16 protein-coding genes and 1 tRNA gene are annotated in these 23,448 nt (G+C 71.9%); 9 read left to right on the forward strand and 8 right to left on the reverse strand.

What is annotated here, in order from left to right; translation table 11 throughout:
- Window positions 1–562: 562 nt before the first annotated feature.
- The 4 genes from ACYQ77_RS37020 to ACYQ77_RS37035 all read right to left on the reverse strand — a co-directional run bounded on the left by ACYQ77_RS37020 (window position 563) and on the right by ACYQ77_RS37035 (window position 4,963).
- Window positions 563–1,543: a ribose-phosphate diphosphokinase gene (locus tag ACYQ77_RS37020; RefSeq protein WP_459720283.1), complete on the reverse strand. Its 981-nt coding sequence runs from the start codon at window positions 1,541–1,543 to the stop codon at window positions 563–565.
- The gene (gene glmU / locus ACYQ77_RS37025) at window positions 1,540–3,021 is read right to left on the reverse strand and encodes a bifunctional UDP-N-acetylglucosamine diphosphorylase/glucosamine-1-phosphate N-acetyltransferase GlmU (protein WP_459720286.1); all 1,482 of its coding nucleotides are present in this window, start codon (window positions 3,019–3,021) and stop codon (window positions 1,540–1,542) included. The genes ACYQ77_RS37020 and glmU overlap by 4 nt, the downstream gene beginning before the upstream one ends.
- A gap of 63 nt (window positions 3,022–3,084) precedes the next feature.
- Complete coding sequence (locus tag ACYQ77_RS37030) at window positions 3,085–4,686, reverse strand: GGDEF domain-containing protein (RefSeq protein ID WP_459720620.1); 1,602 nt, start codon at window positions 4,684–4,686, stop codon at window positions 3,085–3,087.
- A gap of 206 nt (window positions 4,687–4,892) precedes the next feature.
- Window positions 4,893–4,963 (reverse strand) — tRNA-Gln (locus ACYQ77_RS37035).
- Between the two features lie 217 nt (window positions 4,964–5,180).
- Here ACYQ77_RS37035 and ACYQ77_RS37040 point away from each other — a divergent pair.
- Window positions 5,181–6,146, forward strand: a complete 966-nt coding sequence (locus tag ACYQ77_RS37040) for an acyl-CoA desaturase (RefSeq protein ID WP_459720288.1) — start codon at window positions 5,181–5,183, stop codon at window positions 6,144–6,146.
- 110 nt (window positions 6,147–6,256) lie between these two features.
- On the forward strand, window positions 6,257–6,856 hold the full coding sequence (locus tag ACYQ77_RS37045) for a TetR family transcriptional regulator (RefSeq protein ID WP_459720291.1): 600 nt from the start codon (window positions 6,257–6,259) through the stop codon (window positions 6,854–6,856).
- Here the strand turns inward: ACYQ77_RS37045 and ACYQ77_RS37050 are convergent, their stop codons facing one another.
- Together ACYQ77_RS37050 and ACYQ77_RS37055 are read right to left on the reverse strand one after the other, a co-directional pair.
- A complete protein-coding gene (locus ACYQ77_RS37050) occupies window positions 6,857–7,531 on the reverse strand; it encodes a TioE family transcriptional regulator (RefSeq protein WP_459720294.1) in 675 nt (224 codons plus the stop codon).
- A gap of 2 nt (window positions 7,532–7,533) precedes the next feature.
- Window positions 7,534–8,757: a PQQ-dependent sugar dehydrogenase gene (locus tag ACYQ77_RS37055; RefSeq protein ID WP_459720297.1), complete on the reverse strand. Its 1,224-nt coding sequence runs from the start codon at window positions 8,755–8,757 to the stop codon at window positions 7,534–7,536.
- 64 nt (window positions 8,758–8,821) lie between these two features.
- Here ACYQ77_RS37055 and ACYQ77_RS37060 point away from each other — a divergent pair, with 64 nt between their 5' ends.
- The gene (locus tag ACYQ77_RS37060) at window positions 8,822–10,321 is read left to right on the forward strand and encodes a hypothetical protein (protein ID WP_459720300.1); all 1,500 of its coding nucleotides are present in this window, start codon (window positions 8,822–8,824) and stop codon (window positions 10,319–10,321) included.
- A gap of 12 nt (window positions 10,322–10,333) precedes the next feature.
- On the forward strand, window positions 10,334–11,086 hold the full coding sequence (locus tag ACYQ77_RS37065) for an enoyl-CoA hydratase/isomerase family protein (RefSeq protein WP_459720303.1): 753 nt from the start codon (window positions 10,334–10,336) through the stop codon (window positions 11,084–11,086).
- A gap of 7 nt (window positions 11,087–11,093) precedes the next feature.
- Here ACYQ77_RS37065 and ACYQ77_RS37070 read toward each other — a convergent pair whose 3' ends face one another.
- The gene (locus tag ACYQ77_RS37070; RefSeq protein ID WP_459720305.1) at window positions 11,094–11,993 is read right to left on the reverse strand and encodes a CU044_5270 family protein; all 900 of its coding nucleotides are present in this window, start codon (window positions 11,991–11,993) and stop codon (window positions 11,094–11,096) included.
- Window positions 11,986–12,561: an RNA polymerase sigma factor gene (locus ACYQ77_RS37075; protein WP_459720308.1), complete on the reverse strand. Its 576-nt coding sequence runs from the start codon at window positions 12,559–12,561 to the stop codon at window positions 11,986–11,988. The genes ACYQ77_RS37070 and ACYQ77_RS37075 overlap by 8 nt, the downstream gene beginning before the upstream one ends.
- A 207-nt stretch (window positions 12,562–12,768) precedes the next feature.
- On the opposite strand from ACYQ77_RS37075, the gene mfd reads away from it, so the two are divergent.
- From mfd to ACYQ77_RS37100, 5 genes are all read left to right on the forward strand, one after another.
- Window positions 12,769–16,320 carry a transcription-repair coupling factor gene (gene mfd, locus ACYQ77_RS37080; protein ID WP_459720623.1) on the forward strand — a complete coding sequence of 1,184 codons (3,552 nt, stop codon included), beginning with the start codon at window positions 12,769–12,771 and terminating at the stop codon, window positions 16,318–16,320.
- Window positions 16,321–16,344: 24 nt separating this feature from the next.
- Window positions 16,345–17,307, forward strand: coding sequence for a hypothetical protein (locus tag ACYQ77_RS37085; protein ID WP_459720311.1), 963 nt, complete (start codon window positions 16,345–16,347; stop codon window positions 17,305–17,307).
- The gene (locus ACYQ77_RS37090) at window positions 17,304–18,239 is read left to right on the forward strand and encodes a nucleoside triphosphate pyrophosphohydrolase (protein ID WP_459720314.1); all 936 of its coding nucleotides are present in this window, start codon (window positions 17,304–17,306) and stop codon (window positions 18,237–18,239) included. Before ACYQ77_RS37085 ends, ACYQ77_RS37090 begins: the two co-directional genes overlap by 4 nt.
- 263 nt (window positions 18,240–18,502) lie before the next feature.
- The gene (locus ACYQ77_RS37095; RefSeq protein WP_459720317.1) at window positions 18,503–21,724 is read left to right on the forward strand and encodes a S41 family peptidase; all 3,222 of its coding nucleotides are present in this window, start codon (window positions 18,503–18,505) and stop codon (window positions 21,722–21,724) included.
- A gap of 112 nt (window positions 21,725–21,836) precedes the next feature.
- Window positions 21,837–22,469, forward strand: coding sequence for a DUF4188 domain-containing protein (locus tag ACYQ77_RS37100; protein ID WP_459720320.1), 633 nt, complete (start codon window positions 21,837–21,839; stop codon window positions 22,467–22,469).
- Window positions 22,470–23,448 lie beyond the last annotated feature (979 nt).

A 23,448-nucleotide genomic window follows, 5' to 3' on the forward strand; every position in this document is an offset into this window, starting at 1 on the left:
GCGGGTGGCCCCCGGGATCGGGTGGGGGTTGCCATCGCGCGCGAGCGGCGAGGGCCGACCCCAGGATGGCGACCCCGGCGTGAGGATCGGAACCCCGGAATGAGGACGCCGACCCCGGCATGCCGGGCACGCAGCGCCCGAACCCTGCGAAGCGGGGCGAAGCCCCATAACCCCGTGAGGGGTGTCTGCCATCCCGTCGACCTGGCGAAGCCCGATCACGCCGGGTCAAGGGGCCCGGATGCCCAACCAACCCTGTGCCCAAGCCTCCCGGGCCCCTTGACGCGGTGTGATAGCCCATGGGAGGTCGACGGGATGGCAGGCAGCCACGGACACCAGTCCTTGCCAACCCAACCCCGTGCCCGACCCGCCGCCATCCCGGAGACCAGCCCGTCCGGCGAGGACCCCCCGGAGGGAAACCCACGCAAGGCAAGTCCCACCCGACTTTGACGGACCTTGGCGAGGCTCGCGAACGAAGAACGCGCGAGCGACCGCTCGACAAAGCGCGCGCAGCAGATCGAGATCGCCGCCCCCGAGCCGAGGACGGCGACCGCAACCGCAAGCGTCAGGCGTTGCCGTCGAACAGGCTGGTCACCGAACCGTCCTCGAAGACCTCCTGGATGGCCCGCGCCAGCAGCGGCGCGATCGACAGGACGGTCAGCTTCGGGAAGCGCTTGGCGTCGGGGATCGGGAGCGTGTTGGTGAACACGACCTCCTTCGCGCCGCACTGGGACAGCCGTTCCGGCGCCGGGCCGGACAGCACGCCGTGCGACGCGGCCACGACCACGTCCGCGGCGCCCTCGTCCAACAGCTGGTCGACGGCCTTCGCGATGGTGCCGCCGGTGTCGACCATGTCGTCGATCACCACGCACAGCCGGTCCCGCACCTCGCCGACCACGCGGTTGGCGACGACCTCGTTGGGTCGCAGCGGGTCACGGGTCTTGTGGATGAACGCGATCGGCACGCCGCCGAGGTCGTCCGCCCACTTCTCCGCCAGCTTTGTGCGGCCCGCGTCCGGCGACACGACCGTCACGTTGTCCGCGCCGTACTGCTCCTTCACGTAGTGCGACAGCAGCGTCTGCGCGAACAGGTGGTCCACCGGGCCGTCGAAGAAGCCCTGGATCTGCGCGGTGTGCAGGTCGACGGTCATGATCCGGTCCGCGCCCGCGGTCTTGAACAGGTCCGCGATGAGCCGTGCCGAGATCGGTTCGCGGCCCTTGTGCTTCTTGTCCTGCCGGGCATACGGGTAGAACGGCATGATCACGGTGATCCGCTTGGCCGACGCGCGCTTCAGCGCGTCCACCATGATCAGCTGCTCCATGATCCACTGGTTGATGGGCTCGCAGTGGCTCTGGATGACGAACGCGTCGCAGCCGCGGACCGACTCCTCGAACCGGACGAAGATCTCGCCGTTGGCGAAGTCGTACGCCGACTGGGGCGTGATCGACACGTTGAGGTGCTTCGCGACCTCCTCGGCGAGCTCTGGGTGCGCCCGCCCGGAGAAGAACATCAGGTTCTTCTTCGGCGTCCCGGACTTGGCGTTCATGGTTGCTGCTCCTCCGACTCGGATGTGATCCCGAGCGCCCGCCGCGCGGCCTCCGCCGCCGGCGTGCCCGGTCGCTTGCGCAGCACCCAGCCCTCGATGTTGCGCTGCGAGCCGGCCGAAACGGCCAGCGCACCCGGCGGCACGTCCTCCCTCAGCACGGCCCCCGCCCCGCTGTACGCGCCGTCCCCCACGTTGACCGGCGCGACGAACATGTTGTCGCTGCCGGTGCGCGCGTGCGACCCCACGGTCGTCCTGCGCTTGGTCACCCCGTCGTAGTTCACGAAGACGCTGGCGGCCCCGATGTTGGAGTACTCGCCGATCGTGGCGTCGCCGACGTACGACAGGTGCGGCACCTTCGTGCCCTTGCCGATCTCGGAGTTCTTGACCTCGACGAACGTGCCGATCTTGCCCTTGTCGTGCAGCACGGTGCCGGGCCGCAGGTAGGCGTAGGGGCCCACGTTCGCGCCGTCGCCGATCGTCGACTCGCTGCCGTGCGTGCGGATGACCTTGGCCTCGGCGCCGACGCGCACGTCGGTGAGCGTCGTGTCCGGGCCGATGGTGGCGCCCTCGCCGACGGTGGTGGCGCCGCGCAGCTGCACGTTCGGCTCCAGCACCACGTCCCGGCTCAGCTGGACGCCCGCGTCGAGCCACACGGTGGCCGGGTCGGTCATGGTGACGCCCGCCCGCATCCACTGCTCGGTGAGGCGGCGGTTCAGCTCGCGGCCGAGCGCGGCGAGCTGCACGCGGTCGTTGACGCCCTCGACCAGCCACGGGTCGTCGCAGGTCCACGAACCGCAGCGGTGCCCGTCGCCGCGTGCGATGGCGAGCACGTCGGTGAGGTACTGCTCACCCTGGGCGTTGTCGGTGGACAGCCGCCCCAGCGCGTCGGCGAGCACGGCCGCGTCGAACGCGTACACGCCGGAGTTGATCTCGGTGATGGTCGCCTGCTCCGGCGTGGCGTCCTTCTGCTCGACGATCGCGGCGACCGTGCCGTCGGCGTCGCGGACGATCCGGCCGTAGCCGTGCGGGTTGTCGACCCGCGCGGTCAGCACGGTGACCGCGTTGCCCTTCTCGCCGTGCTCGGCGAGCAGCGCGGACAGGGTCCGCGTGTCGAGCAGCGGCACGTCGCCGTAGGTCACGAGCACCGTGCCGGTCAGCTCCGCGGGCAGCACGTCGAGCGCGCAGCGGACCGCGTGCCCGGTGCCGTGCTGCTCCTCCTGGACGGCGACGGTGACGGTCGCGTCGATGCCCTTCTCGACCTCGGCGAGGTGCTCGGTGACGGCGTCCCTGCCGTGGCCGACGACCACCGCCACCCGTGCGGGACGCAGGCCCGCGGCGGCGCGGACGGCGTGCTCGACCAGCGAGCGGCCCGCGATCCGGTGCAGCACCTTCGGGGTGCGGGACCGCATCCTGGTGCCCTCGCCGGCGGCGAGGATGATCGTGCTGACTTCTCCGAGCCCGGACGAGCCCTCCGGCATGGCAGCCGTCTCCCTTGGCCTGAGATCGATTTTCGAGGCCCGGACGAGCCCCGGGACTCGATCCTACGTGCCCTCCGGGAGTACCCACGCAGGGTCGGTCGAAGGCTCCTCGGCGACCTCCGGTGCGTCCGTTTCGTCCCCGGAGACGGCGACCACGTCGTTGCCGCCGCCACGTTTTGCCTGGTACATGGCGGCGTCGGCGCGGGCGAGCGCACGGGCGGCGGTTTCACCCGGCCGTAGGGACACGACACCCACGGAGAGTGTGACGCCGTGGCTGAGGTCCTGCGGGAGCCGGGCCACCGCGTCGGCTGCGCGGCGCAGCGCGGCGGCCGCGGGCTGCAGCGGCGCTCCGGGCAGCAGCACGATGAACTCGTCGCCGCCGTAGCGGGCCACCATGTCCGAGCCGCGCAGGGTGTCGCGGACCGTGCTGGCGATCACACGCAGCACGTCGTCGCCGTCGGCGTGCGACATGCGGTCGTTGACGCCCTTGAACCCGTCGAGGTCGACCAGCGCGATCGCGAGCGGTTTCTCCCCGACCTGCGCCGACAGCTCCTCGAGCCGTTCGTCCAGTGCGCGGCGGTTCGGCAGGCCGGTCAGCGGGTCCTGCAGCGCCTGCCGGGCGATCGCGCCGTGCTTGCGGGACAGCCGCTCGTGCTCGCGGCGGGTGTCGAGCGTGGTCTTGCGCGACAGCCGCTGGTCGGACAGCTGCGCCTCCAGCTCGGCCACGTACAGCTGCAGCGCGCTGGCGGTCCGCTCGCCGCCGTCGTCGGCGCCCGCGATGCTGGACAGCCGCGCGAACTCGCGGATGAGGCACAGGTACAGGCCCTGCTCGATGGTCGAGGTGTAGAGGCGTTTCTGCACGGCGCCGAGGGCCTCGACCGCTTCCTCGACGTGCCCGCAGTGCTCGAGGCAGCGGGCGAGCGCGATGGCGACGAAGATCAGCTCGCGCTGCGGGGCCAGCTCCAGCAGGCCCGCCAGCCGCTCCAGGTGCACGCTCGACGGGTTCGCGAGCGCGTGCGCGGCGCCGATCACGGGGACCTGGTCGGCGGCCGGCCGGTCGAGCCTGCGCCGGAACAGCGACTCCTGGAACGGCAGCTCGATGCCCTTCGCCATGGCCGCGGCCTCGGCGAAGTGCTGTGCCGCCTCGTCGTCCTGGCCCGCGCGTTCCAGCCGCAGGCCCCAGCCGAGCTGCAGCCGGGTGCGCGTGAGCAGGTGCACGGAGATGTCGTGGCTGCCCGCGCCGTTGCGGATGTGCCGGTTCGCCTTCTTCATCACCTGGTCGGCGACCTCGTACACGCCGAGCTGGGCGAGGACGGTGCCGAGGTCCATCAGCGTGGACGTCATCAGCACGTGCCAGGTTCGGCTGCCGTACAGCGGGTCCGGCTCGATCTTCTCGTCGAGCATGGCGAGGCCGACCGCGACCTCGGACAGCGCGTCGTCCTCCTCGCCGATCATCAGCAGGCGGGTGCCGCGCAGCGCGTGCGCGTCGGCCTCCAGCACGACGAGCTTGTGGTTGCGGGCGTGCGCCAGGAACTCCTCGGCCATGTCACCCGCGTCCGCCGCGGACTCGGTGTCGACGACGCGGATCGCGGTCGCGGCCCGCAGCAGCTGGCCGACGAGCCTCGGCTCGTCGCGGCGGCGGGCCTGGGCGAGGAGGCGGTCCATCTCGTCGACGTGGCGGGCGTGGTCGCCACGCTCACCGGCCTGGGTGATCGCGAGCAGTTCGCGGGCGCGCCCCACCAGCCACGCGTCGGAGCGCTCGTCCAACGCGGGCCGGTCAGCGTCGACCCGCACGTCGGTCCGCTCGCCGCCATCCACGTGGATTGTCCACCTCTACCGAACCGGAAGCCCTGCCCGCCGGGCGCGGACAGCTCCGCCGCCAGGGATCGAACCTGGACCATCAGAACCAAAATCTGAGGTGCTGCCTTTACACCACGGCGGATCGCGGACGGAGTAATCCGCCCACGGTTGGACATCGTGGCATGCATGTCCTCCCCGTGGCAGTGGTACCCGGTCGATCGGAAGGAAGCGCGTCCAAATGGGTGTGACGCGGCTCACGTGAGTGGTCGCGTCGTGGCTTCGCCTGGTTCATTGGGACACGTAAGTTACGGTTGCGTAGGCGAGGCTCGCCTAACATCTGGAAGACGGGGTAGCTAGGGATGACGACGACCCTCGACGAGTCCGCGGGCGGTGCCGCGCCACCGAAGAAGAGCCCGAAACCGATCACGGTCGGGGAACGGAAGACGTACGCCCAAGTGGGCGTGTACATCTTCATCCTCCTGCCGTTCGCCGCGCTGATCGCCGCGGTGCCACTCGCGTGGGGCTGGGGCCTCACGTGGACCGACGTGATCCTCGCGTTCGCGTTCTTCTACTTCACCGGGCACGGCGTGACCGTCGGCTACCACCGGTACTTCACGCACGGCTCGTTCAAGGCCAAGCGGCCGTTGAAGGTCTTCCTGGCGATCGCGGGCAGCATGGCCATGCAGGGCCCGCCGATCATCTGGGTCGCCGACCACCGGCGGCACCACGCGTACTCCGACAAGGAGGGCGACCCGCACTCGCCGTGGCTGTTCGGCACCGGCCCGGTCGCGCTCGCGAAGGGCTTCTGGCACGCGCACATGGGCTGGCTGTTCGACCGCAGCCTCACCAACAAGGAGCGCTTCGCCCCCGACCTGCTCGCCGACAAGGACATCGTGCGGGTCAACAACACCTTCGCGATCTGGACGGCGCTGACGTTGCTGCTCCCCGCGGTGCTCGGCGGGCTGATCACGTGGTCCTGGTGGGGCGCGCTGACCGCGTTCTTCTGGGCCGGTCTCGTGCGGGTCGCGATCCTGCACCACGTGACCTGGTCGACCAACTCGATCTGCCACATGATCGGCGACCGGCCGTTCGTGTCCCGTGACAAGGCGGCCAACGTGTGGCCGCTCGCGATCCTGTCCTTCGGCGAGTCGTGGCACAACCTGCACCACGCCGACCCGACCTGCGCCCGCCACGGCGTCAAGAAGGGCCAGATCGACACCTCCGCCAGGATCATCTGGTTCTTCGAGAAGTTCGGCTGGGTGCACAGCGTCCGCTGGCCCACCAAGGCACGCCTCGCCAAGATCTCGGCGGGTGCGGAGGCGTAATTGCCCGCGGACCGTCGGTGGTTGCCTCTAGGGTGACTCAAATGGCGGTCAGGCGGCGGACCCGGACGGCGCCTCCCCGACGTGGGGAGGCGCCGGCACCACGGGTGCGCATGACGGGTGAAGAGCGGCGGCAGCAGTTACTCGACGTGGCGCGGTCCCTCTTCGCCGAGAAGGGGTTCGACGGCGCGTCGATCGAGGAGATCGCACACCGCGCGAACGTCTCCAAACCGGTGGTCTACGAGCACTTCGGCGGCAAGGAAGGCGTCTACGCGGTCGTGGTCGACCGGGAGATGCACTACCTGCTGACGTCGATGACCACCGCGCTGGCCGAGGACGCGCACCCCCGGCTGCTGCTGGAACGTGCCGCCGTGGCCCTGCTGGACTACGTCGAGGGGTCCGCCGACGGGTTCCGCATCCTCGTGCGCGCGTCCCCGGTCGCGTCGTCGACGGGGACGTTCTCGTCGTTGCTGAACGACATCGCCTCGCAGGTCGAGAACATCCTCGGGGTGCAGTTCTCGTCCCGCGGCTACGACGCGAAGCTCGCCGCCCTGTACAGCCAGGCGCTGGTGGGGATGGTCGCGCTGACCGGGCAGTGGTGGCTCGACTCGCGCAAGCCCCGCAAGGAGGAGGTGGCCGCGCACCTGGTCAACCTCTCGTGGAACGGGCTGTCACACCTGGAGAACGCGCCCGTGCTGCGCGAAGAGCACTGATCAGCCCAGGTAACCGTGCAGGAGGGCGGCGCCCGCCAGCATGGCGCGCGTCCGCGCGACCAGTGCCGACCGCCGCGTCTCCACCGCCGCCAGCAGGGCGTCGCTGCTGCCGGACTCCCGCAGGCCGGCCAGGATCGGCTGGATCTGCTCCAGGCCGTACCCGTTCTGCCGCAGCATGGTGATCATCCGGGCGTCGCGGACGTCCGCCGGGGTGTAGAAGCGGTAGCCCGTGCCGCGTTCCCGTGCGGGCACCAGCAGTCCCGCGTCCTCCCACACGCGCAGCGCCGACGTGCGGACGCCCAGCACCCTCGCCACCTCGCCGATGCGCAGGTTCGAGCGCGGCGGTGGCTCCGTCGACGCGACCGCGGTGAGCGCCTCGGCCGTCGCCGCGAGCTTGCGGGTCTGGTCGTGCACGTCCGCGTGTGCCTCGTTCACCAGGGCGAGCGCCGCGGGCACGTCGCCGTCGTGGACCGCGTTCATGATCGCCTTGGCGGCCGCCCAGCCGAACCCCTTCGCCAGTGCGCGGTAGGTGAGCAGCGCGTCCCGGTGCCGTTCGTCGAGCACGCGGTAGCCCGACTCGGTGCGCGGCGCGGGTGGCAGGACGCCCCAGTCCACGTAGTTGCGGACCTGCTGCGTGGAGACCCCCGCCGCCCGCGCGAGGTCGATCGGCCGCACGGTCAGGCCGGGGTGACGCGCAACAGCTTGTCGTCCGTGCCGTTGCTCGTCGTCAGGTAGAGGGCACCGTCGGGGCCGGTCCGTGCCGCGCGCAGGCGGCCGAACGTGTCCGTGAACTCCTTCGGCACCGACACGGTCTCGACGTCACCCTGTTCCGTCAGGGTCAGCAGGATGACCTTCGCGCCCTTCAGCGCCGTGATCACCAGGGCGCCGTCGAGCGCGCCCCACTGGTCACCGTCCAGGAACGTCGCCGCGCAGACCGCCTCGGTCATGTCGCCCGTCTGCCACTTCGCGGGCACCGCGTCCGGGAACCGCTGGAGGTCGGTCATCTCGACGCTCTCGTCGTAGCCGCCGACCGTGCCGCCCCGCGACGGGTCCCAGCCGTAGTTCTTGCCCGCCTGGATCAGGTTGACCTCGTCGTTCTTGCTCGGGCCGTGCTCGGCGGTGAACACCTGGTCCGAGTCCGGCCGCAGCGCGACGCCCTGGATGTTGCGGTGGCCGTACGTGTAGACGTACCGCTCGCGCTCGTTCGCCGAGCCGATGAACGGGTTGTCGGGCATGGGTTCGCCCGTGTTCAGGTCGAGCCGCAGCACCTTGCCGCCCAGGTTCGTGCGGTCCTGCGGGAACGTGCCGTGCGCGGTGTCGCCGGTGCCGACCAGCAACGACCCGTCGCGGGCCAGCGTCGGGCGGCAGCCGGAGTGCCTGCCGGACTGGGCCAGCGGCAGGCCGGTCAGCAGCTCCTTCTCGCGCGTCGCGACCAACTCGTCCTCGGTCAGACGCCACGTGACCAGCCGGATGTCGGCCGGCTCCCCGTTCTCCGTGTGCGTCTGGCAGGTCGTGAACCGGCGCGTCCGCTCGAAGTCCGGGTGCACCACGAGCCCCATCAGGCCGCCCTCGCCCTGGACGAACACGTCGGCCAGGTCGGCCTTCAGGGTCGTGACCTTCGCGCCCGGCTCGCTGCTCGACAGCAGCGCGATGCGCGCCGGCCGCTGCGTCACGAGGACCTTGCCGTCCGGCAGGAACCCGACGTCCCAGCCGTGCGACAGTCCACCCGCGACCGTCTCCACCTTCAGCTGGGGTGTTTCCGCGGCGCTCGGCGTGGTCGGCGCGCTCGTACCGCTGCGCGGGACCTGACCCGTGCCCTCACGCTCCGCGGGCGCGTCGGTGCAGGCGGTGAGCACGGCCAGTGCCGCTCCGACAACGAGAAAACTCGTCCGGGTTCGCATGGGTCCAGAATGCTGCCTCGCGCGTCGCACTGCTGTGTGGTGACGCCGGCACGGGAGAGGGCGAATGAGCGACGACTGGTGGACAGAGCGGCAGCAGAACAAGCGGCTCGCGGGGCTCGAGGAGGACCTGAGCTACGTCTCCGCCTCGTTGTCGCAGGCCCGGGCGTCGCAGAACCGGCTGAAGGCCGAGCTGTCGAAGGTCAGCGGGTCGCTCGAACAGCGGCTGAACCGGCTCTCCGCCGCGTTCGACGCGTTCGTGGAGATCAGCGACCTGCGGGTGACGCTCGGGCTGTTCGACGCGCACGGGCGGGTGCGGCACCAGGCCAAGCAGCTGCTGGCGGGTGCGGGCATCGCGGACGTGTCCGACGCCGAGGGTTACTGGCTCGCGCCCGCGCTGATCGCGCTGCGCGGTGTCGCGGACGGCGTGGTCGACGACGAGGCCCTCGCACTGGCCACCGCCCGGGACCCCCTGCGCACCAGCGTGTTCCACGTGTTGCTCACGTCCGTGCTCGGCGGCCGCTCGACGGTGCCCTCGCTCGCACCGGCCCTGCCCGCGCTGCCCGAGGAGGTGCCCGCCTACCAGCGGGCCGTGTGGCTGCTCGCGGCCGACGGCTTCTTCGGCGCCGACGGGTGGGACCTGGCGCGGCAGCGCTGCGCGGAGTTCGTGGCGGGCGTGACCGACGGTTCCCTGGTCACGGCGCTGCGGGACGTGGCGGCGCCCAGTGCCGTCGTGCAGGTGCCCAAGGAACTGGACGGCGGCGGGTCCATGGCGAACTCGCTGCACGCGTGCGAGAAGCTCGCCGTGCTGCGGACGTGGGTCACCGAGGCGCTGGACGGCTACACGAACGAGCCGGACGGTGAGCCGGACGAGCTGGCCCGCACGTCGTTGAACCTGCTGGTCGACGAGGGCAGCCCGGTCGAGCTGCCGCTGCTCGCGCGGGAACGGGAGCTGCGGGCGGTCATCGAGGGCGCCGCGACCGCGAAGTCCACGTGGGACAGCCCGGCAGGCACGGCACGCGAGCTGCTGCGTGCGGACATCGCCTCGGACCGCCCCAACCGCAGGGCGCTCGCGGCCCGGGCGAGCGCACCGGTGCTGGTCACCGTGGCCGAGGAACTGGCGGCGGCGGCACGGGTCGAGGCACCCGCCTCGCTGGAGGTCCGCACCCGCTTCGGCCGCGTGACGATCACCCCGGCCGGCCCGGACTCGACGTCGATGCGGAAGGCGCTCGAGCTGGCGGAGCGGTCGGGACAGGTCGACTCCAAACGCCGCGAGGTGGCGATCGGCGCCGCGGTCGTCGGCGTGATCTTCCTGGTCATCGGCCTGCTCGCCGGGTGGGGCTGGCTGTTCGTCGCCGCCGCCGCTCTCGGCGCCGCCGGGTACCAGTGGCTGGCGGCGGGCAAGGAGCAGCGCGACGCGGCGGCACAGGGGGAGCAGGCGCAGCAGACGCTCACCGCCGACGTGGCGAAGCGGGTCGAGGCCTTCGCGAAGACCCGCCGCGAGCTGGAGGACCGGCAGTCCGCGGTGGCCGGCGACCTGACCGCCGTGCGGGCCGCGCTCGCGTGAGATCGTGAGCGGGTGACGCTCAGGCTGGAGATCGAGGACGCGGTCGCGACGCTGACCATCGACCGCCCGTCGAAGCGCAACGCGATGAGCTTCGAGATGTGGTCGGCCGTGCCCGGCCTGCTCGACAAGGTCGCGGCGGACGACGCGGTGCGGGCCCTGGTCATCCGGGGCACCGACCACTTCTCCGCGGGCGCCGACATCAGCGAGTTCGCGACGCTGCGCGCCGACGCGGCGGGCGCGGAACGCTACGGCGCGGCCGTCCTCGCCGGCGAGCGCGCCATCGCCGACCTGCCGAAACCGACGATCGCCGCGATCACCGGCGTGTGCGTCGGCGGGGGCTGCGAGATCGCGCTGGCCTGCGACATGCGGGTCGCCGCGCCGGACGCCCGCTTCGGCATCACCCCGGCCAAGCTCGGCATCGTCTACAACTTCACGTCCACCAAGCAGCTGGTCGACGTGGTCGGGCCGGCGTGGGCGCGGCAGATCCTGTTCACCGCGGAGATCCTCGACGCGGCCACCGCGCTGCGGATCGGCCTGGTCAACGAGCTGACCGACGATCCGGTGGCCCGCGCGCTCGAACTCGCGGCGACCATGGCGTCACGCGCGCAGGTCAGCGTTCGCGGCGCCAAGCGCATCATCGCCAAGATCACCGAGGGCGACCACGAGGACGACGAGGTCCGCGCCCTGTACACCGAGTCGGTGCAGAGCGCGGACTACGCCGAGGGCGTGGCCGCCTTCCTGGCGAAGCGCACCCCGCGTTTCTAGGCCGCGGCTACGGCCGCTCGCCGACGGCGTCGACGATCGCCTGCTCCACCACCGCGTCCATGCCGGTGACCCCCAGGAACGCGTGGGTCTTCCGGTCGAAGACGAGCGTCTCGGTGTACCCGTGGCGGGTCCAGCGCACGCCGATGCCCGGCCTGCCCGCGGCGTCCACGGCGTCGTCCACGACGGTCAGGCCCGGGAAGTCGGCCATCGCCTCGAACAGGGCGGCCAGCGACGCGGGCGGCACGTACGTCTCCCCGAACGTGAAGCGGATCAGGCCGCTGACGTCCTCGGGTTCGCCCGGTTCGCCGCCGGTGTCCTGGCTCAGGTACGCCCGCATGCCCGCGGCGTCGGTCGGCAGGTCGGCGCGGTACGCGGGGCTCGGGGTGCATGACTCGAACACCCCCGGCAGCGGCTGGTCGCCCTTGATCACCGCCATCCTGCCGTCGCGGCAGCCCGCGAGCGGGATGTCCTCGCCCTCCTGCGAGATCCGGCCGTCGTGCGTGCCGTCCGCCGACAGCCACGACTCCCGCACCGAGCCGTACGTGCGGTGCGTCTTCGTGTAGATGAACTGGTCCGGTCGTGGTGGGGTGGCGGGCAGTTCCCGGACCGCGTCGGCGGCCTGGTGCAGGATCTCCGCCGCGCTGGCCTCCGGCTGGTCGACACCGACCGGCGCCAGCCCACCCAGCGAGACCACGGCGGTGATCGCCGCGGCCAGCCCGACCACGATGCCCGCGGACACCACGAGACGTCGACGGCGCGGCCTGACCGGTTCGCGGGTCGCCGTGTTCGTCGCGGTGGGCGCCCCGGTGATCGCCGCCATCAGGCGGGCGCGGGCGGGGTCGAGGTCGGCGGCGGACGGCAGCGGGGTGCGGTCGGCCACGTCCTTGAGGAGTGCGAGGTCATCCATGGTTTGCGGGCTCCTTGGTCGATGCGGTGAGTGCGGCGCGCACCTGCTTGCGCGCGCGGTTGAGCCGGGAACGGACGGTGCCGACGGGGATCACGAGCGCCCCGGCGACCTCCTCGTAGGTGAGGCCTTCCCAGGCGATCAGCAGCAGCACGTCCCGGTCACCGGCCGACAGGCCGGCGAGCGCCTCGGCGAGCATCCGGTGCATGGCCGCCGCCGTGACCTGCGCGGCCACGCGGTCGGCGTGGCCGTCCTGGTCCGGCTCCGGCGCGATGCTCGCCCGCAGCCGGTACTCGCGGGCCTCCTCGCGGTGGTGCTGGCGCACGAGGTTCGTCGCGATGCCGTACAGCCACGGCCGGGCGTCTGGGCGGGCCGGGTCGTAGCCCGCCCGCTTGCCGAACGCGACCAGGAACGTCTCGGCCACCAGGTCGTCGGCCACCTGCGCGCCGAGCCGGCGCGCGAGGTAGCGCTGGATGTGCGGCGCGTGCCGGTCGAAGATCGCGGCGAACCGCTCGGGGCGGCCCAGCGATCGCGCGATGATCGCCGCGTCGTCCTCGTCGGGTTGATGCATGGGCTCCTCTTCCGCCTGCGACAGGGTCACCCGCTATCCGCGCCATCCCCGCGACGAGTTCACGGGCACCGCTCACCGACCGGGGGTCGGCGCGCATGAATTGGGTCGCACCGGGCACGTAGGGTGGGTGTCGAGAACCCCTCCGCCGGGCTCGTCCGGGGCAGGGGTGTGTCCGTGCGTGTCCTCCGAGGGGTATCTCCAGTGTCGTTGTCCGGTCTGTTGCGAGCCGTGCTGCCCGACCCCGCCCTCGTCAAGATCGCCGAGTCGGTCGGGGCACCCAGCCTCGAACTGGAAGGTCCGACCGCCGTCCGGCCGCTGGTCACCGCCGCCGTGGCCGCGCGGAAGCACGTCCTCGCGATCACCGCCACCGGCCACGAGGCCGACGACCTCACCGCCGCGCTCCGCGACCTGCTGGGCCGCGACGCGGTCGCGAACCTCCCCTCGTGGGAGACGCTGCCGCACGAGCGGCTCTCCCCGAGAGCGGACACCGTCGGCCGCCGCCTCGAGGTGCTGCACCGCATGCGCCACGACGACCCGCCGCAGGTCGTGGTCGCCACCGTGCGCAGCCTCATCCAGCCGATGGCGCCCGGCCTCGGCACGCTCGACCCGGTGCACCTCGTGGTCGGCGAGGAGCACGACTTCGACGGCGTCGTCGAGCGCCTCGTCGAGCTCGCCTACACCCGCGTCGACATGGTCGAGAAGCGCGGCGAGTTCGCCGTCCGCGGCGGCATCCTCGACATCTTCCCGCCCACCGCCGAACACCCGGCCCGCGTCGAGTTCTGGGGCGACGAGGTGTCGGAGATCCGGTGCTTCTCCGTCGCCGACCAGCGGTCGCTGCCCACCGAGATCACCGAGGTCAACGCCCCGCCCTGCCGCGAGCTGCTGCTCACCGAGGACGTCCGGCAGCGCGCGATGGCGCTCGCCGAGGAGCAGGCCGCGGCCGGCAGCGCCGACGCCCACCTCGCCGAGATGCTCGGCAAGCTCGCCGACGGCATCCCCGTCGAGGGCATGGAGGCCCTGATCCCGGTCCTGTGCGAGGGCGAGCTGGACCTGCTCACCGACGTCCTGCCCGACGGCGCCCACGTCCTCGTCATCGACCCCGAGAAGGTCCGCACCCGCGCCCACGACCTCGTCCGCACCGGCCAGGAGTTCCTGGAGGCGGCGTGGATGGCCGCGGCGGGCGGCGGCTCGGCGCCGCTGGACCTCGGCGCCTCGGCCTACCGCGGCCTCGGCGAGGTCGCCCAGCACGCCCGCGACACCGGCCACCCGTGGTGGACGCTCTCCCAGCTCACCACCCCCGACGAGAACGTCGTCCAGCTCGACATCGCGGGCGTCGAGGGCTACCGGGGCGACGTCGCCCGCGCCTTCACCGACCTGCGCGCCCACACCGCCACCGGCGGCGCGGCCGTGCTCGTCGTCCCCGGGGCAGGCACCGCCCGCCGCGCGGTCGAGCAGCTCTCCGACGCCGACGTCGCCGCCACGTTCGCCGAGGAGGGCCTCACCGAGCCGCCGGCAGGCGGCATCGTCACCGTCGTCCGCGGTGCGCTCGAGGAAGGCTTCCTCGCCCCGGAGCGGGCCCTCGTGGTGCTCACCGAGACCGACCTCACCGGCGGCAGGCACGGCACGTCCACCCGGGACCTCTCCGCGAAGATGCCGTCCCGGCGGCGCAACGCGGTCGACCCGCTCGCCCTCAAGGCCGGCGACTACGTCGTCCACGAGCAGCACGGCATCGGCCGCTACGTCGAGATGGTCCAGCGCACCGTCGGTGGTGCGACCCGCGAGTACCTACTGCTCGAATACGCCTCCTCCAAGCGCGGCCAGCCCGGCGACCGCTTGTTCGTGCCCACCGACCAGCTCGACCAGGTGTCCCGCTACGTCGGCGGCGAGCTGCCCACCCTCAACAAGCTCGGCGGCTCGGACTGGAAGAACACCAAGGCCAAGGCACGCAAGGCGGTCAAGCAGATCGCCGCCGAGCTGGTGCAGCTCTACGCCGCCCGCCAGTCCGCGCCGGGGCACGCGTTCGGCCCCGACACCCCGTGGCAGCGCGAGCTCGAGGACGCGTTCCCGTTCACCGAGACACCCGACCAGATGGCGGCCATCGACGAGGTCAAGGCCGACATGATGCGCAGCGTCCCGATGGACCGCGTGATCTGCGGCGACGTCGGCTACGGCAAGACCGAGATCGCCGTGCGCGCCGCGTTCAAGGCGGTGCAGGACGGCAAGCAGGTCGTGGTGCTGGTGCCCACCACGCTGCTCGCCCAGCAGCACCTCAACACGTTCACCGAGCGCATGGCCTCCTTCCCGGTCACCGTGAAGGGCCTGTCCCGGTTCACGCACGGCCAGGACGCCGACGCGGTCATCGAGGGCCTCGCCTCCGGCGAGGTCGACGTGGTGATCGGCACGCACCGCCTGCTGCAGACCGGCATCCGCTACAAGGACCTCGGCCTCGTGATCGTCGACGAGGAGCAGCGGTTCGGCGTCGAGCACAAGGAGCACATCAAGGCGCTCCGCACCCACGTCGACGTGCTCACGATGTCCGCCACCCCGATCCCGCGGACCCTCGAGATGTCGCTCGCAGGCATCCGCGAGATGTCGACCATCCTCACCCCGCCCGAGGACCGGCACCCGATCCTCACCTACGTCGGCGCCTACGACGACAAGCAGGTCGGCGCCGCGATCCGCCGCGAGCTGCTGCGCGACGGCCAGGTCTTCTACGTGCACAACCGGGTCTCCTCGATCGAGAAGGCCGCGCGCCGGATCCGCGAGCTGGTGCCGGAGGCGCGGGTGGTCACCGCGCACGGCCAGATGAACGAGGACCGCCTCGAGAAGATCATCGAGGGGTTCTGGACCCGCGAGTTCGACGTGCTGGTGTGCACCACGATCGTCGAGACCGGTCTCGACATCGCCAACGCCAACACGCTGATCGTGGAGCGCGGCGACATGCTCGGCCTCGCCCAGCTGCACCAGCTGCGCGGCCGCGTCGGCCGCGGCCGCGAACGCGGGTACGCCTACTTCCTCTACCCGCCGGAGGCGCCGCTCACCGAGACCGCCCACGACCGGCTCGCCACGATCGCCCAGAACACCGAGCTGGGCGCGGGCATGGCGGTGGCCATGAAGGACCTCGAGATCCGCGGTGCGGGCAACATCCTCGGCGCCGAGCAGTCCGGGCACATCGCGGGCGTCGGCTTCGACCTCTACGTCCGGCTCGTCGGCGAGGCGGTCGAGGCGTTCCGCAAGCACGCGGGCGCCGAACCCGGCGAGGAGGAGGAAGAGCTCGCCGAGGTGCGGGTCGACCTGCCGGTGGACGCGCACATCCCGCACGACTACGTGCCGGGCGAACGGCTGCGGCTCGAGGCCTACCGCAAGATCGCCGCCGCGGCCGACGCCGACGCGCTCGCCGGCGTCGAGGAGGAGCTCAAGGACCGGTACGGCAACCCGCCGCTGCCGGTGCAGCGCCTCTTCGCGGTGGCGGCGTTCCGGCAGAAGTGCCGCGAGCACGGCGTCACCGAGGTGACCCTGCAGGGCAGCTCGATCCGGTTCGCGCCGCTGTCGTTGCGCGACTCGCAGATCGTGCGGCTGAAGCGCCTGCACCCCAAGGCGAACTACAAACCGGTGAGCGAGCTCGTCACCGTGCCGAGGCCGACGGAGGGCGCCGCGGGCGGCCGGATCGGCGCGCCGCCGCTGCGCGACGTCGAGCTGCTGGAGTGGTGCGCGAAGCTCCTCGAGTCGCTGGTGATCGCCCCCGCTCCGGTCGGCTAGCAGGCTGTGAGAGGCTTGGCGACCGTGACGAGTGTCCTTCGCCGTGCCGTAGCGCCGTTCGCCGCCGTGACCGCGCTGGTCGCGACGCTGTCCGCGTGTGGGACCGGGCCAAGCCAGGTCAACTCCGCAGTCATCATCGACGACCACGTGATCTCGGTCGACGAGGTGCAGTCCTTGATCGACAAGGTCGTCAAGGAACCGGCGGCCCGGCCGCTCGCCCAGCAGCACAAGCTCGACCTCGTGGCCAGGGAGATCGTGACGCAGCTGGTCACGCACCAGGTCCTGACCGAGGTCGCCGAGGAGGAGAACCTCAGCGTCGACCAGGAGCAGCTCGCCATGCTCCGCGAGCAGGACCCGCTCGGCCAGGAGCTGCCCGCCGACGGCAGCGTGCCCGCCGACCAGCTGGTGCCCGCGCTCGTGAACCGCGCCCGCGGCTTCGACGCGTACGCCAACGACAACCTGCTGCTCGTCGAGCTGGCGCAGAAGTACCTCGGTCGCGCGGACGTGAAGTACAACGTCGCGGGCCTCACCGACTACGACGACGCCAAGGCGCTGGCCGAGAAGATCGCGGCCGACCCGGACAACGGCCCGTCGCTCATGCGGTCCGCGTCGTCCGAGGAGCTGCCGCCGCAGCTGAACTCGAACACCGGCCCCGGCCCGCTCGCGCTCCAGCTGCTGGTGCCGGACGACTCCGTGCTCCTCATCAACGAGCCGGCCACCGCGCAGAGCCCGGGCGGCTTCTTCGTGGTACAGGTGCTGTCGAGCGAGGTCGCGTCGAGCGCGTCGCCGGAGTCCGACCCGAGCCAGATGGACCCGAACCAGCTGCCGACGTACGGCAAGTACCTCCTTCGCGACGAGCTCGCGGGCAAGGACGTGCGGGTCAGCCCCCGCTACGGCGAGTGGAACCTGGCGGAGATGAAGGTCATGCCGAAGTCCGAGGCCGGTGTCGCCGGGCTCCTGCTGATGCCAGAGACCGACAAGTCGTGACCCGAGCGGCCGAGGCCACGTCGGCGGGAACGGCGGTCGTGCTGCTCGGACCCGGCGATTCGGTTCCGGTGGCCGCCCTCCCGCTCGTGCGTGCCGCGGCCGCCGTGTACACGGCAGCGGACGCGCCACCGCCCGGCAGGCTCGCGGACGAGGCACTGTCCGGTCCGGTCGTGCTGCTGGTCGCGGACCTGGACGACCCGGGTGCCGCGGAGCTGGTGGCTCGTGGTGCCGAGGTTGTGCGGCCCACGCCGGTGTACGGCTCCGGCTTGCTGGACGCGGTCGCCGTGATGGACCGGCTGCGTTCGCCGGGCGGCTGCCCGTGGGACGCGGAGCAGACGCACGACTCGCTGAAGCAGTACCTCGTCGAGGAATGCTTCGAGCTGCTGGAAGCCATCGAGGACGGCGACCGGGCCGCGCTGCGCGAAGAACTCGGCGACGTGCTGCTGCAGGTGCTGTTCCACTCCCGTGTCGCGCAGGAGTCGCCGGACGCCCCGTTCTCCATCGACGACGTGGCCGCCGAGCTGGTGGCGAAGCTGGTGGGCCGCCATCCGCACGTGTTCGCGGGCGGGGACCCGGCGGTGCGGGACGCACGGACACAGGAACACCGCTGGGAACAGTTGAAGCAGCAGGAGAAGAAGCGCGCGTCGAGTGTCGACGGCGTGGCCATGGGACAGCCCGCGCTGGCGCTGGCCGCCAAGCTGGTGCAGCGCACGAAACGCGCCGGGCTGCCGGCCGGCCTGCTGCCGGACTCGCCGCTGTTCGGGGCGGCGGCGCGGTCGAAGCTCGCGGGCGACGATCCGGAGGGTGCGCTGCGCGCGGAGGCCAGGAAGTTCGCGGCGGACGTGCGTGCCGCGGAGGACGCGGCCCGCTCCGCGGGCGTTGATCCCGCGGCGATGTCCGAGTCGGACTGGCGTCGCTTCTGGCCGTCCTGACGGTGCCCGCTGCGGTCGTGGTCATCGGTGTCATGCCCCCACCATGCGGCCGACCTGCGCCGTTGTCACGAACTTGTCCGTACGAATGGGACACTCGTTCGAGTTTTTCGTTGCTGGGCCCGGTTTCGGGTCGGTCGTCGATGGCGCGGAAGTGCATGTCCGCGGGGCGAAAATCGCGTGAATGGACCGTTCGTTCGCACTCGTCCGGCTGACTGCCCTTTTTGGCCGTCATTTCGTCGGTGATCGCGGCTAACGTGGCGGCCGTGAACGACGCGTACCTCCGATTCCCACACCTCCACGGCGAACTGGTCACCTTCGTGGCCGAGGACGACGTCTGGCTGGCGCCGCTCGGCGGCGGCCGGGCCTGGCGCGTGTCCGCCGACCAGACCACGGTCAGCTCGCCGCGCTTCTCCGCCGACGGCACGCACCTGGCATGGACCAGCTGGCGGGACGTCGAGCCGGAGGTGCACGTCGCGCCCGCCGACGGCGGACCGAGCCGTCGGCTGACCCACTGGGCGGACGTCAACACCGAGGTGCTCGGGTGGACGGCGGAGGGCGAGGTGCTGGCGATCAGCACCGTCGGGCAGCCGAGCATCCGCCGCACGTGGGCGTACGCGATCGCCCTGGACGGCAGGACGCGGAAGCTGCCGTACGGGCCGGTCGGCGGCGTCGCCACCGGGCCGGGCGGCGCGGTTCTCCTGCTGGGCGCCGCGTCCCGGGAACCGGCGTGGTGGAAGCGGTACCGCGGCGGCACGATGGGCAAACTGTGGCTCGACGCCGACGGGGCCGGTGAGTTCAGCAGGTTCCTCCCGGACCTCGACGGCAACCTGGCGTCGCCGATGTGGGTGGGAGACCGGATCGCGTTCCTGTCCGACCACGAGGGCGTCGGCGAGCTGTACTCGTGCCTGCCGGACGGCTCCGACCTGCGCAAGCACGGCGTCGACGCGCCCGGCGGGTACTACGCGCGCAACGCGACGACCGACGGGCGCCGGGTGGTCTTCCACCGCGCCGGGCGGCTGTGGCTGGTCGACGGGCTCGACAGCGAGCCGCGTGAGCTGGACGTCCGGCTCGGCGGACCACGGCTCGCCCGCGCCCCGTACCCGGTGCGCGCGGCCGACGAACTCGGCGACGTCGGGCCCGACCACACCGGCCGGGGCAGCGCCATCGAGGTCCGCGGCACCGTGCACTGGCTGACACACCGGGACGGGCCGGTGCGTGTGCTGTCGGCCCAGCCGGGCGTGCGCGCGAGACATCCGCGCACACTCGGCGACCAGGTCGTGTGGGTGACCGACGCCGACGGCGAGGAGGCCTTGGAGATCTCGCCGGTCGGCGGGACGGCGCCCGGCGACACCCCGCGCCGGATCGGGGCGGGCAGGCTCGGCAGGGTCCTCGAACTCGCGGGCTCGCCCGACGGGCGGCGGGTCGCCGTGGCGACGCACGACGGCCGGGTGCTGCTCGCCGAGGTGGAGAGCGGGGAACTGCACGAACTCGTGCACACCACGGAGGGCGACCCGTGCGATCTCGCGTTCTCGCCCGACTCGGCGTGGCTCGCGTGGTCGCACCCGGGGCCGAACCCGTTGCGCCACATCAGGATGGCCAACACCACCGACCTGTCCATTGTGGACGTGACGCCGCTGCGGTTCGTCGACTCCGATCCACAGTTCACGGTCGACGGCAAGCACCTCGCGTTCCTGTCCATGCGCAGCTTCGACCCGGTCTACGACACGCACGTGTTCGACATGTCCTTCCCGTACGGCAGCCGGCCGCACCTGGTGCCGCTCGCGGCGACCACGCCGTCGCCGTTCTCCCCGCAGCTGCGGGGCAGGCCGGTCGACGACGAGCCGGACGGCAAGGACAAGGACGGTGACGACGACGCGCCGCCGCGCACCGCGGTGGACCTGGAGGGGCTCGGCGAGCGGGTGGTCGCGCTGCCGGTGCAGGCCGCGAGGTACGGCCACCTCCGCGCGGTGAAGAACGGCCTGGTGTGGCTGCGGTACACGCTGTCCGGTGTGCTCGGCCACGACGGGGACGGCGACGACGACGGCAGCGACAAGACCGTCCTCGAGCGCTACGACTTCACCAAGCGCAAGCACGAGACCCTGAACGACGGTGTCGACGGCGTGTGGGTGACCGGGGACGGCGAACGGCTGGTGGTGCGTGAGGGTTCACGCCTGCGGGTGCAGGCCGCGGACGCGAAACCGGACTCGTCCGACGACGGCGACGACGTGTGGGTTGACCTGTCGCGGGTGCGGGTGCAGGTCGACCCGGCCGCGGAGTGGCGGCAGTCGTTCGACGAGGCCGGACGGTTGATGCGGGACCACTTCTGGCGGGCGGACATGAGCGGTGTCGACTGGCCCGGGGTGCTGGCGCGGTACCGGCCGCTGGTGGAGACCGTCAACTCGCACGACGAGCTGGTCGACCTGCTGTGGGAGGTGCAGGGCGAGTTGGGCACGTCGCACGCGTACGTGACGCCGCCGGACGGCGGGGTGGAATCCGCGCGGCGGCTCGGGTTGCTCGGCGCGGACCTGGTGCGCGACGGGGACGTGTGGCGGATCGAGCGCATCCTGCCGGGGGAGTCGTCCGACCCGAGGGCGCGGTCGCCGCTGCGGGCGCCCGGGGTCGCGGTCCGGGCGGGCGACGCGATCGTCGCGGTCGACGGGCGGCCGGTCGACCCGGCGGTGGGGCCGTTCCCGTTACTGGCGGGCACCGCGGACAAGCCGGTGGAGCTGGTGATCGCGCCCGGTGGCGGGGGCGCGCACCGCAGCGTGGTCGTGGTGCCGCTGCTGGACGACATGCCGCTGCGCTACCACGACTGGGTGGCCGGCCGCCGAGCGCACGTGCACGAGACGAGCGGCGGCAGGCTCGGCTACGTGCACGTGCCGGACATGGTCGCGAGCGGCTGGGCGGAGCTGCACCGCGACCTGCGCCTGGAGGTCCGGCGCGAGGGCCTGATCGTGGACGTGCGCGAGAACCGCGGCGGGCACCTGTCCCAGCTGGTGGTGGAGAAGCTCGCCCGCAAGATCATCGGGTGGCAGATCACCCGGGACGCGCACACGGCCGAGAGCTACCCGCACGACGCGCCGCGCGGGCCGGTCGTGGCGGTGGCGAACGAGTTCTCCGGGTCGGACGGGGACATCGTCAACGCGGCGATCAAGGCGCTGGGGATCGGGCCGGTGGTCGGCACCCGGACGTGGGGCGGCGTCATCGGGATCGACATGCGGTACCACCTCGTGGACGGGACCCTCGTGACCCAGCCCCGGTACGCCACGTGGATCGAGGGGCCCGGGTGGGGAGTGGAGAACTACGGCGTCGATCCGGACGTCGAGGTGGTGATGACGCCGCAGGACCACGCCGCCGGGCGGGACCCGCAGCTGGACACCGCGGTCCGGGTGGCGTTGGAGGCGCTGGAGGTCACACCTGCGGCGGTCCAGCCAGCGTTGCCCCCGCTGTCGTCACCGGCGACGGGAGGTGAGCGTCGGGACTGAGCGGCTGGACCGTGAGTGCGCACTGCTGGTACCCCTGTCAGGACCGGGAGAATTCGGCACTCCCGGCGGGTTCGCACCGGAGGTCCGGATGGCGAAGGTGGTACCGGGTCGGATGACCCACCAGCACGACGGGGAGCTCGTGGTCTTCCTGATCGGCATGACCATCAACAAGCCGTGGCGGGTGGATCTGTGGTGGCCGACGTTCCGGGCGATGCCGAGGATGCTGCGCGAGTTGTCGGAGGCCGAGGACTCCGGGTTGCTGGGGTATCGCCTCATGCTGGAGGGCCGCAACCCCACGCTGGTGCAGTACTGGGACAGCCTGGACCGCCTGTACACCTACGCGACGGCCCGCGAAGCAGAACACTGGCCGGCATGGCGCGCGTTCAACCGCCGCGCGGCAAGAGCATCGGACGCGGTCGGCATCTGGCACGAGACCTACGTGGCAGGCCAGACGGAAACCGTCTACGTGAACACCCCAAAGCTGGGCCTGGCGAAGTGCACCGACCTGACGACACTGCGCCGCACGGAACCACTGTCCCAGCCCGCCTCCGCCGCCGAAGCACCAGCACACGCCGGAACCGACGGCGATGCCGAGCCCGGTGAGGTAGGAGCTGCCGCGGGGACCGGATCTGCCCCCGCGGCGGAGATCGACGGTGGGGCCGACGCCACCACCAAGACCGCAGCCAACGCCGGGACGGGTTTAGGAGAGGCCACCAAGCCCGACACCGCGAAGACAGAGACCTAAGACGACCACCGCCGCGAAGACCGAAAGCGGCTCCGAGGCCAGGACCGACGACGAAGATGGCGCTGATGCGAGGAACAGCCGCCGCTGAGCCGGGCTGCCTTGATGGCCCGGGCTGGTGCAGATGTCGACGCCGAGCGCGATGCAGCCGCGACCGCTGCCCAGGCCGATCGATGTCAGGGCGCGGCTGACGCCGCAGCCAAGGCGGCGGCTGGACTCCGCAGCCGACACTGCGGCTAACACCGCCGCTAATGCGGCGGCCGAGGGCCGCAGCCGACAGCGCAGCCAAGGCCGCAGCTCGCGTCGCAGTCTGACGGCGCGGCCAACACCGCGGTCTTGCGGCTTTCGCCGCTGCAAGGCCTGCGGCTGACGCCGCACGCCAACGGTGGCTAACGCAGTCAACTTCGCAAGCCGATGCCACAGCCTGACTCTGCCACTAACAGCGCCGCTAAGGCGGCGGCTAACACCGCGGCGGAGGGCCGCAGCCGATACTGCGGAATTCGCCGTTGCAAGGCCGTAGCTCGATTTGCGGCTAACGCTGCACCCACAGAGGCTAAACGCCGAGGCCGACGTCGTGAATCGACGCTGCGGTTCGCGCCGCAGCCTGACGTTGCGGCTAACACCGCAGCCAAGGCCCTAACCACGCCGCGGCTAACACCGCGGCTTTCGCTGTTGCATGGCCGCAGTCCCGTTTTGCGGCTGATGCCGCAGGCCACCGCGGCTGAGGGTCGCAGCCGACAGTGTGGCTTTGGCCGCTGCGAGGCTGGAGCCCGATTTGCGGCTACCGCCGCAAGCCTCGACCGCGGCGTTAGTCGCGGTCGAGGCCGCAGCCGACACCGGCCGCCTGCGCCGCAGCCACCGGCCCCAACGGCTCCCCACGGTGAGAGCGACCGTGGAGCCGAGGCCCACCGCCGGGGCGGCGGGATGTCGGCGGCTTGCGGGAATCCCGAAGCAGGCGTCCAGCTCAGGGGGAGCCTCCCCC

The sequence above is a fragment of the Actinophytocola sp. KF-1 genome (genome assembly GCF_054661535.1).

Coding starts and splice junctions, on each gene's coding strand:
- ACYQ77_RS37100 (WP_459720320.1), top strand. CDS start 21,837: ATGACCCACCAGCACGACGGGGAGCTCGTGGTCTTCCTGATCGGCATG.
- glmU (WP_459720286.1), bottom strand. CDS start 3,021: ATGCCGGAGGGCTCGTCCGGGCTCGGAGAAGTCAGCACGATCATCCTC.
- ACYQ77_RS37030 (WP_459720620.1), bottom strand. CDS start 4,686: ATGGACCGCCTCCTCGCCCAGGCCCGCCGCCGCGACGAGCCGAGGCTC.
- ACYQ77_RS37055 (WP_459720297.1), bottom strand. CDS start 8,757: ATGCGAACCCGGACGAGTTTTCTCGTTGTCGGAGCGGCACTGGCCGTG.
- ACYQ77_RS37060 (WP_459720300.1), top strand. CDS start 8,822: ATGAGCGACGACTGGTGGACAGAGCGGCAGCAGAACAAGCGGCTCGCG.
- ACYQ77_RS37075 (WP_459720308.1), bottom strand. CDS start 12,561: ATGCATCAACCCGACGAGGACGACGCGGCGATCATCGCGCGATCGCTG.
- ACYQ77_RS37070 (WP_459720305.1), bottom strand. CDS start 11,993: ATGGATGACCTCGCACTCCTCAAGGACGTGGCCGACCGCACCCCGCTG.
- ACYQ77_RS37045 (WP_459720291.1), top strand. CDS start 6,257: ATGACGGGTGAAGAGCGGCGGCAGCAGTTACTCGACGTGGCGCGGTCC.
- ACYQ77_RS37020 (WP_459720283.1), bottom strand. CDS start 1,543: ATGAACGCCAAGTCCGGGACGCCGAAGAAGAACCTGATGTTCTTCTCC.
- ACYQ77_RS37040 (WP_459720288.1), top strand. CDS start 5,181: ATGACGACGACCCTCGACGAGTCCGCGGGCGGTGCCGCGCCACCGAAG.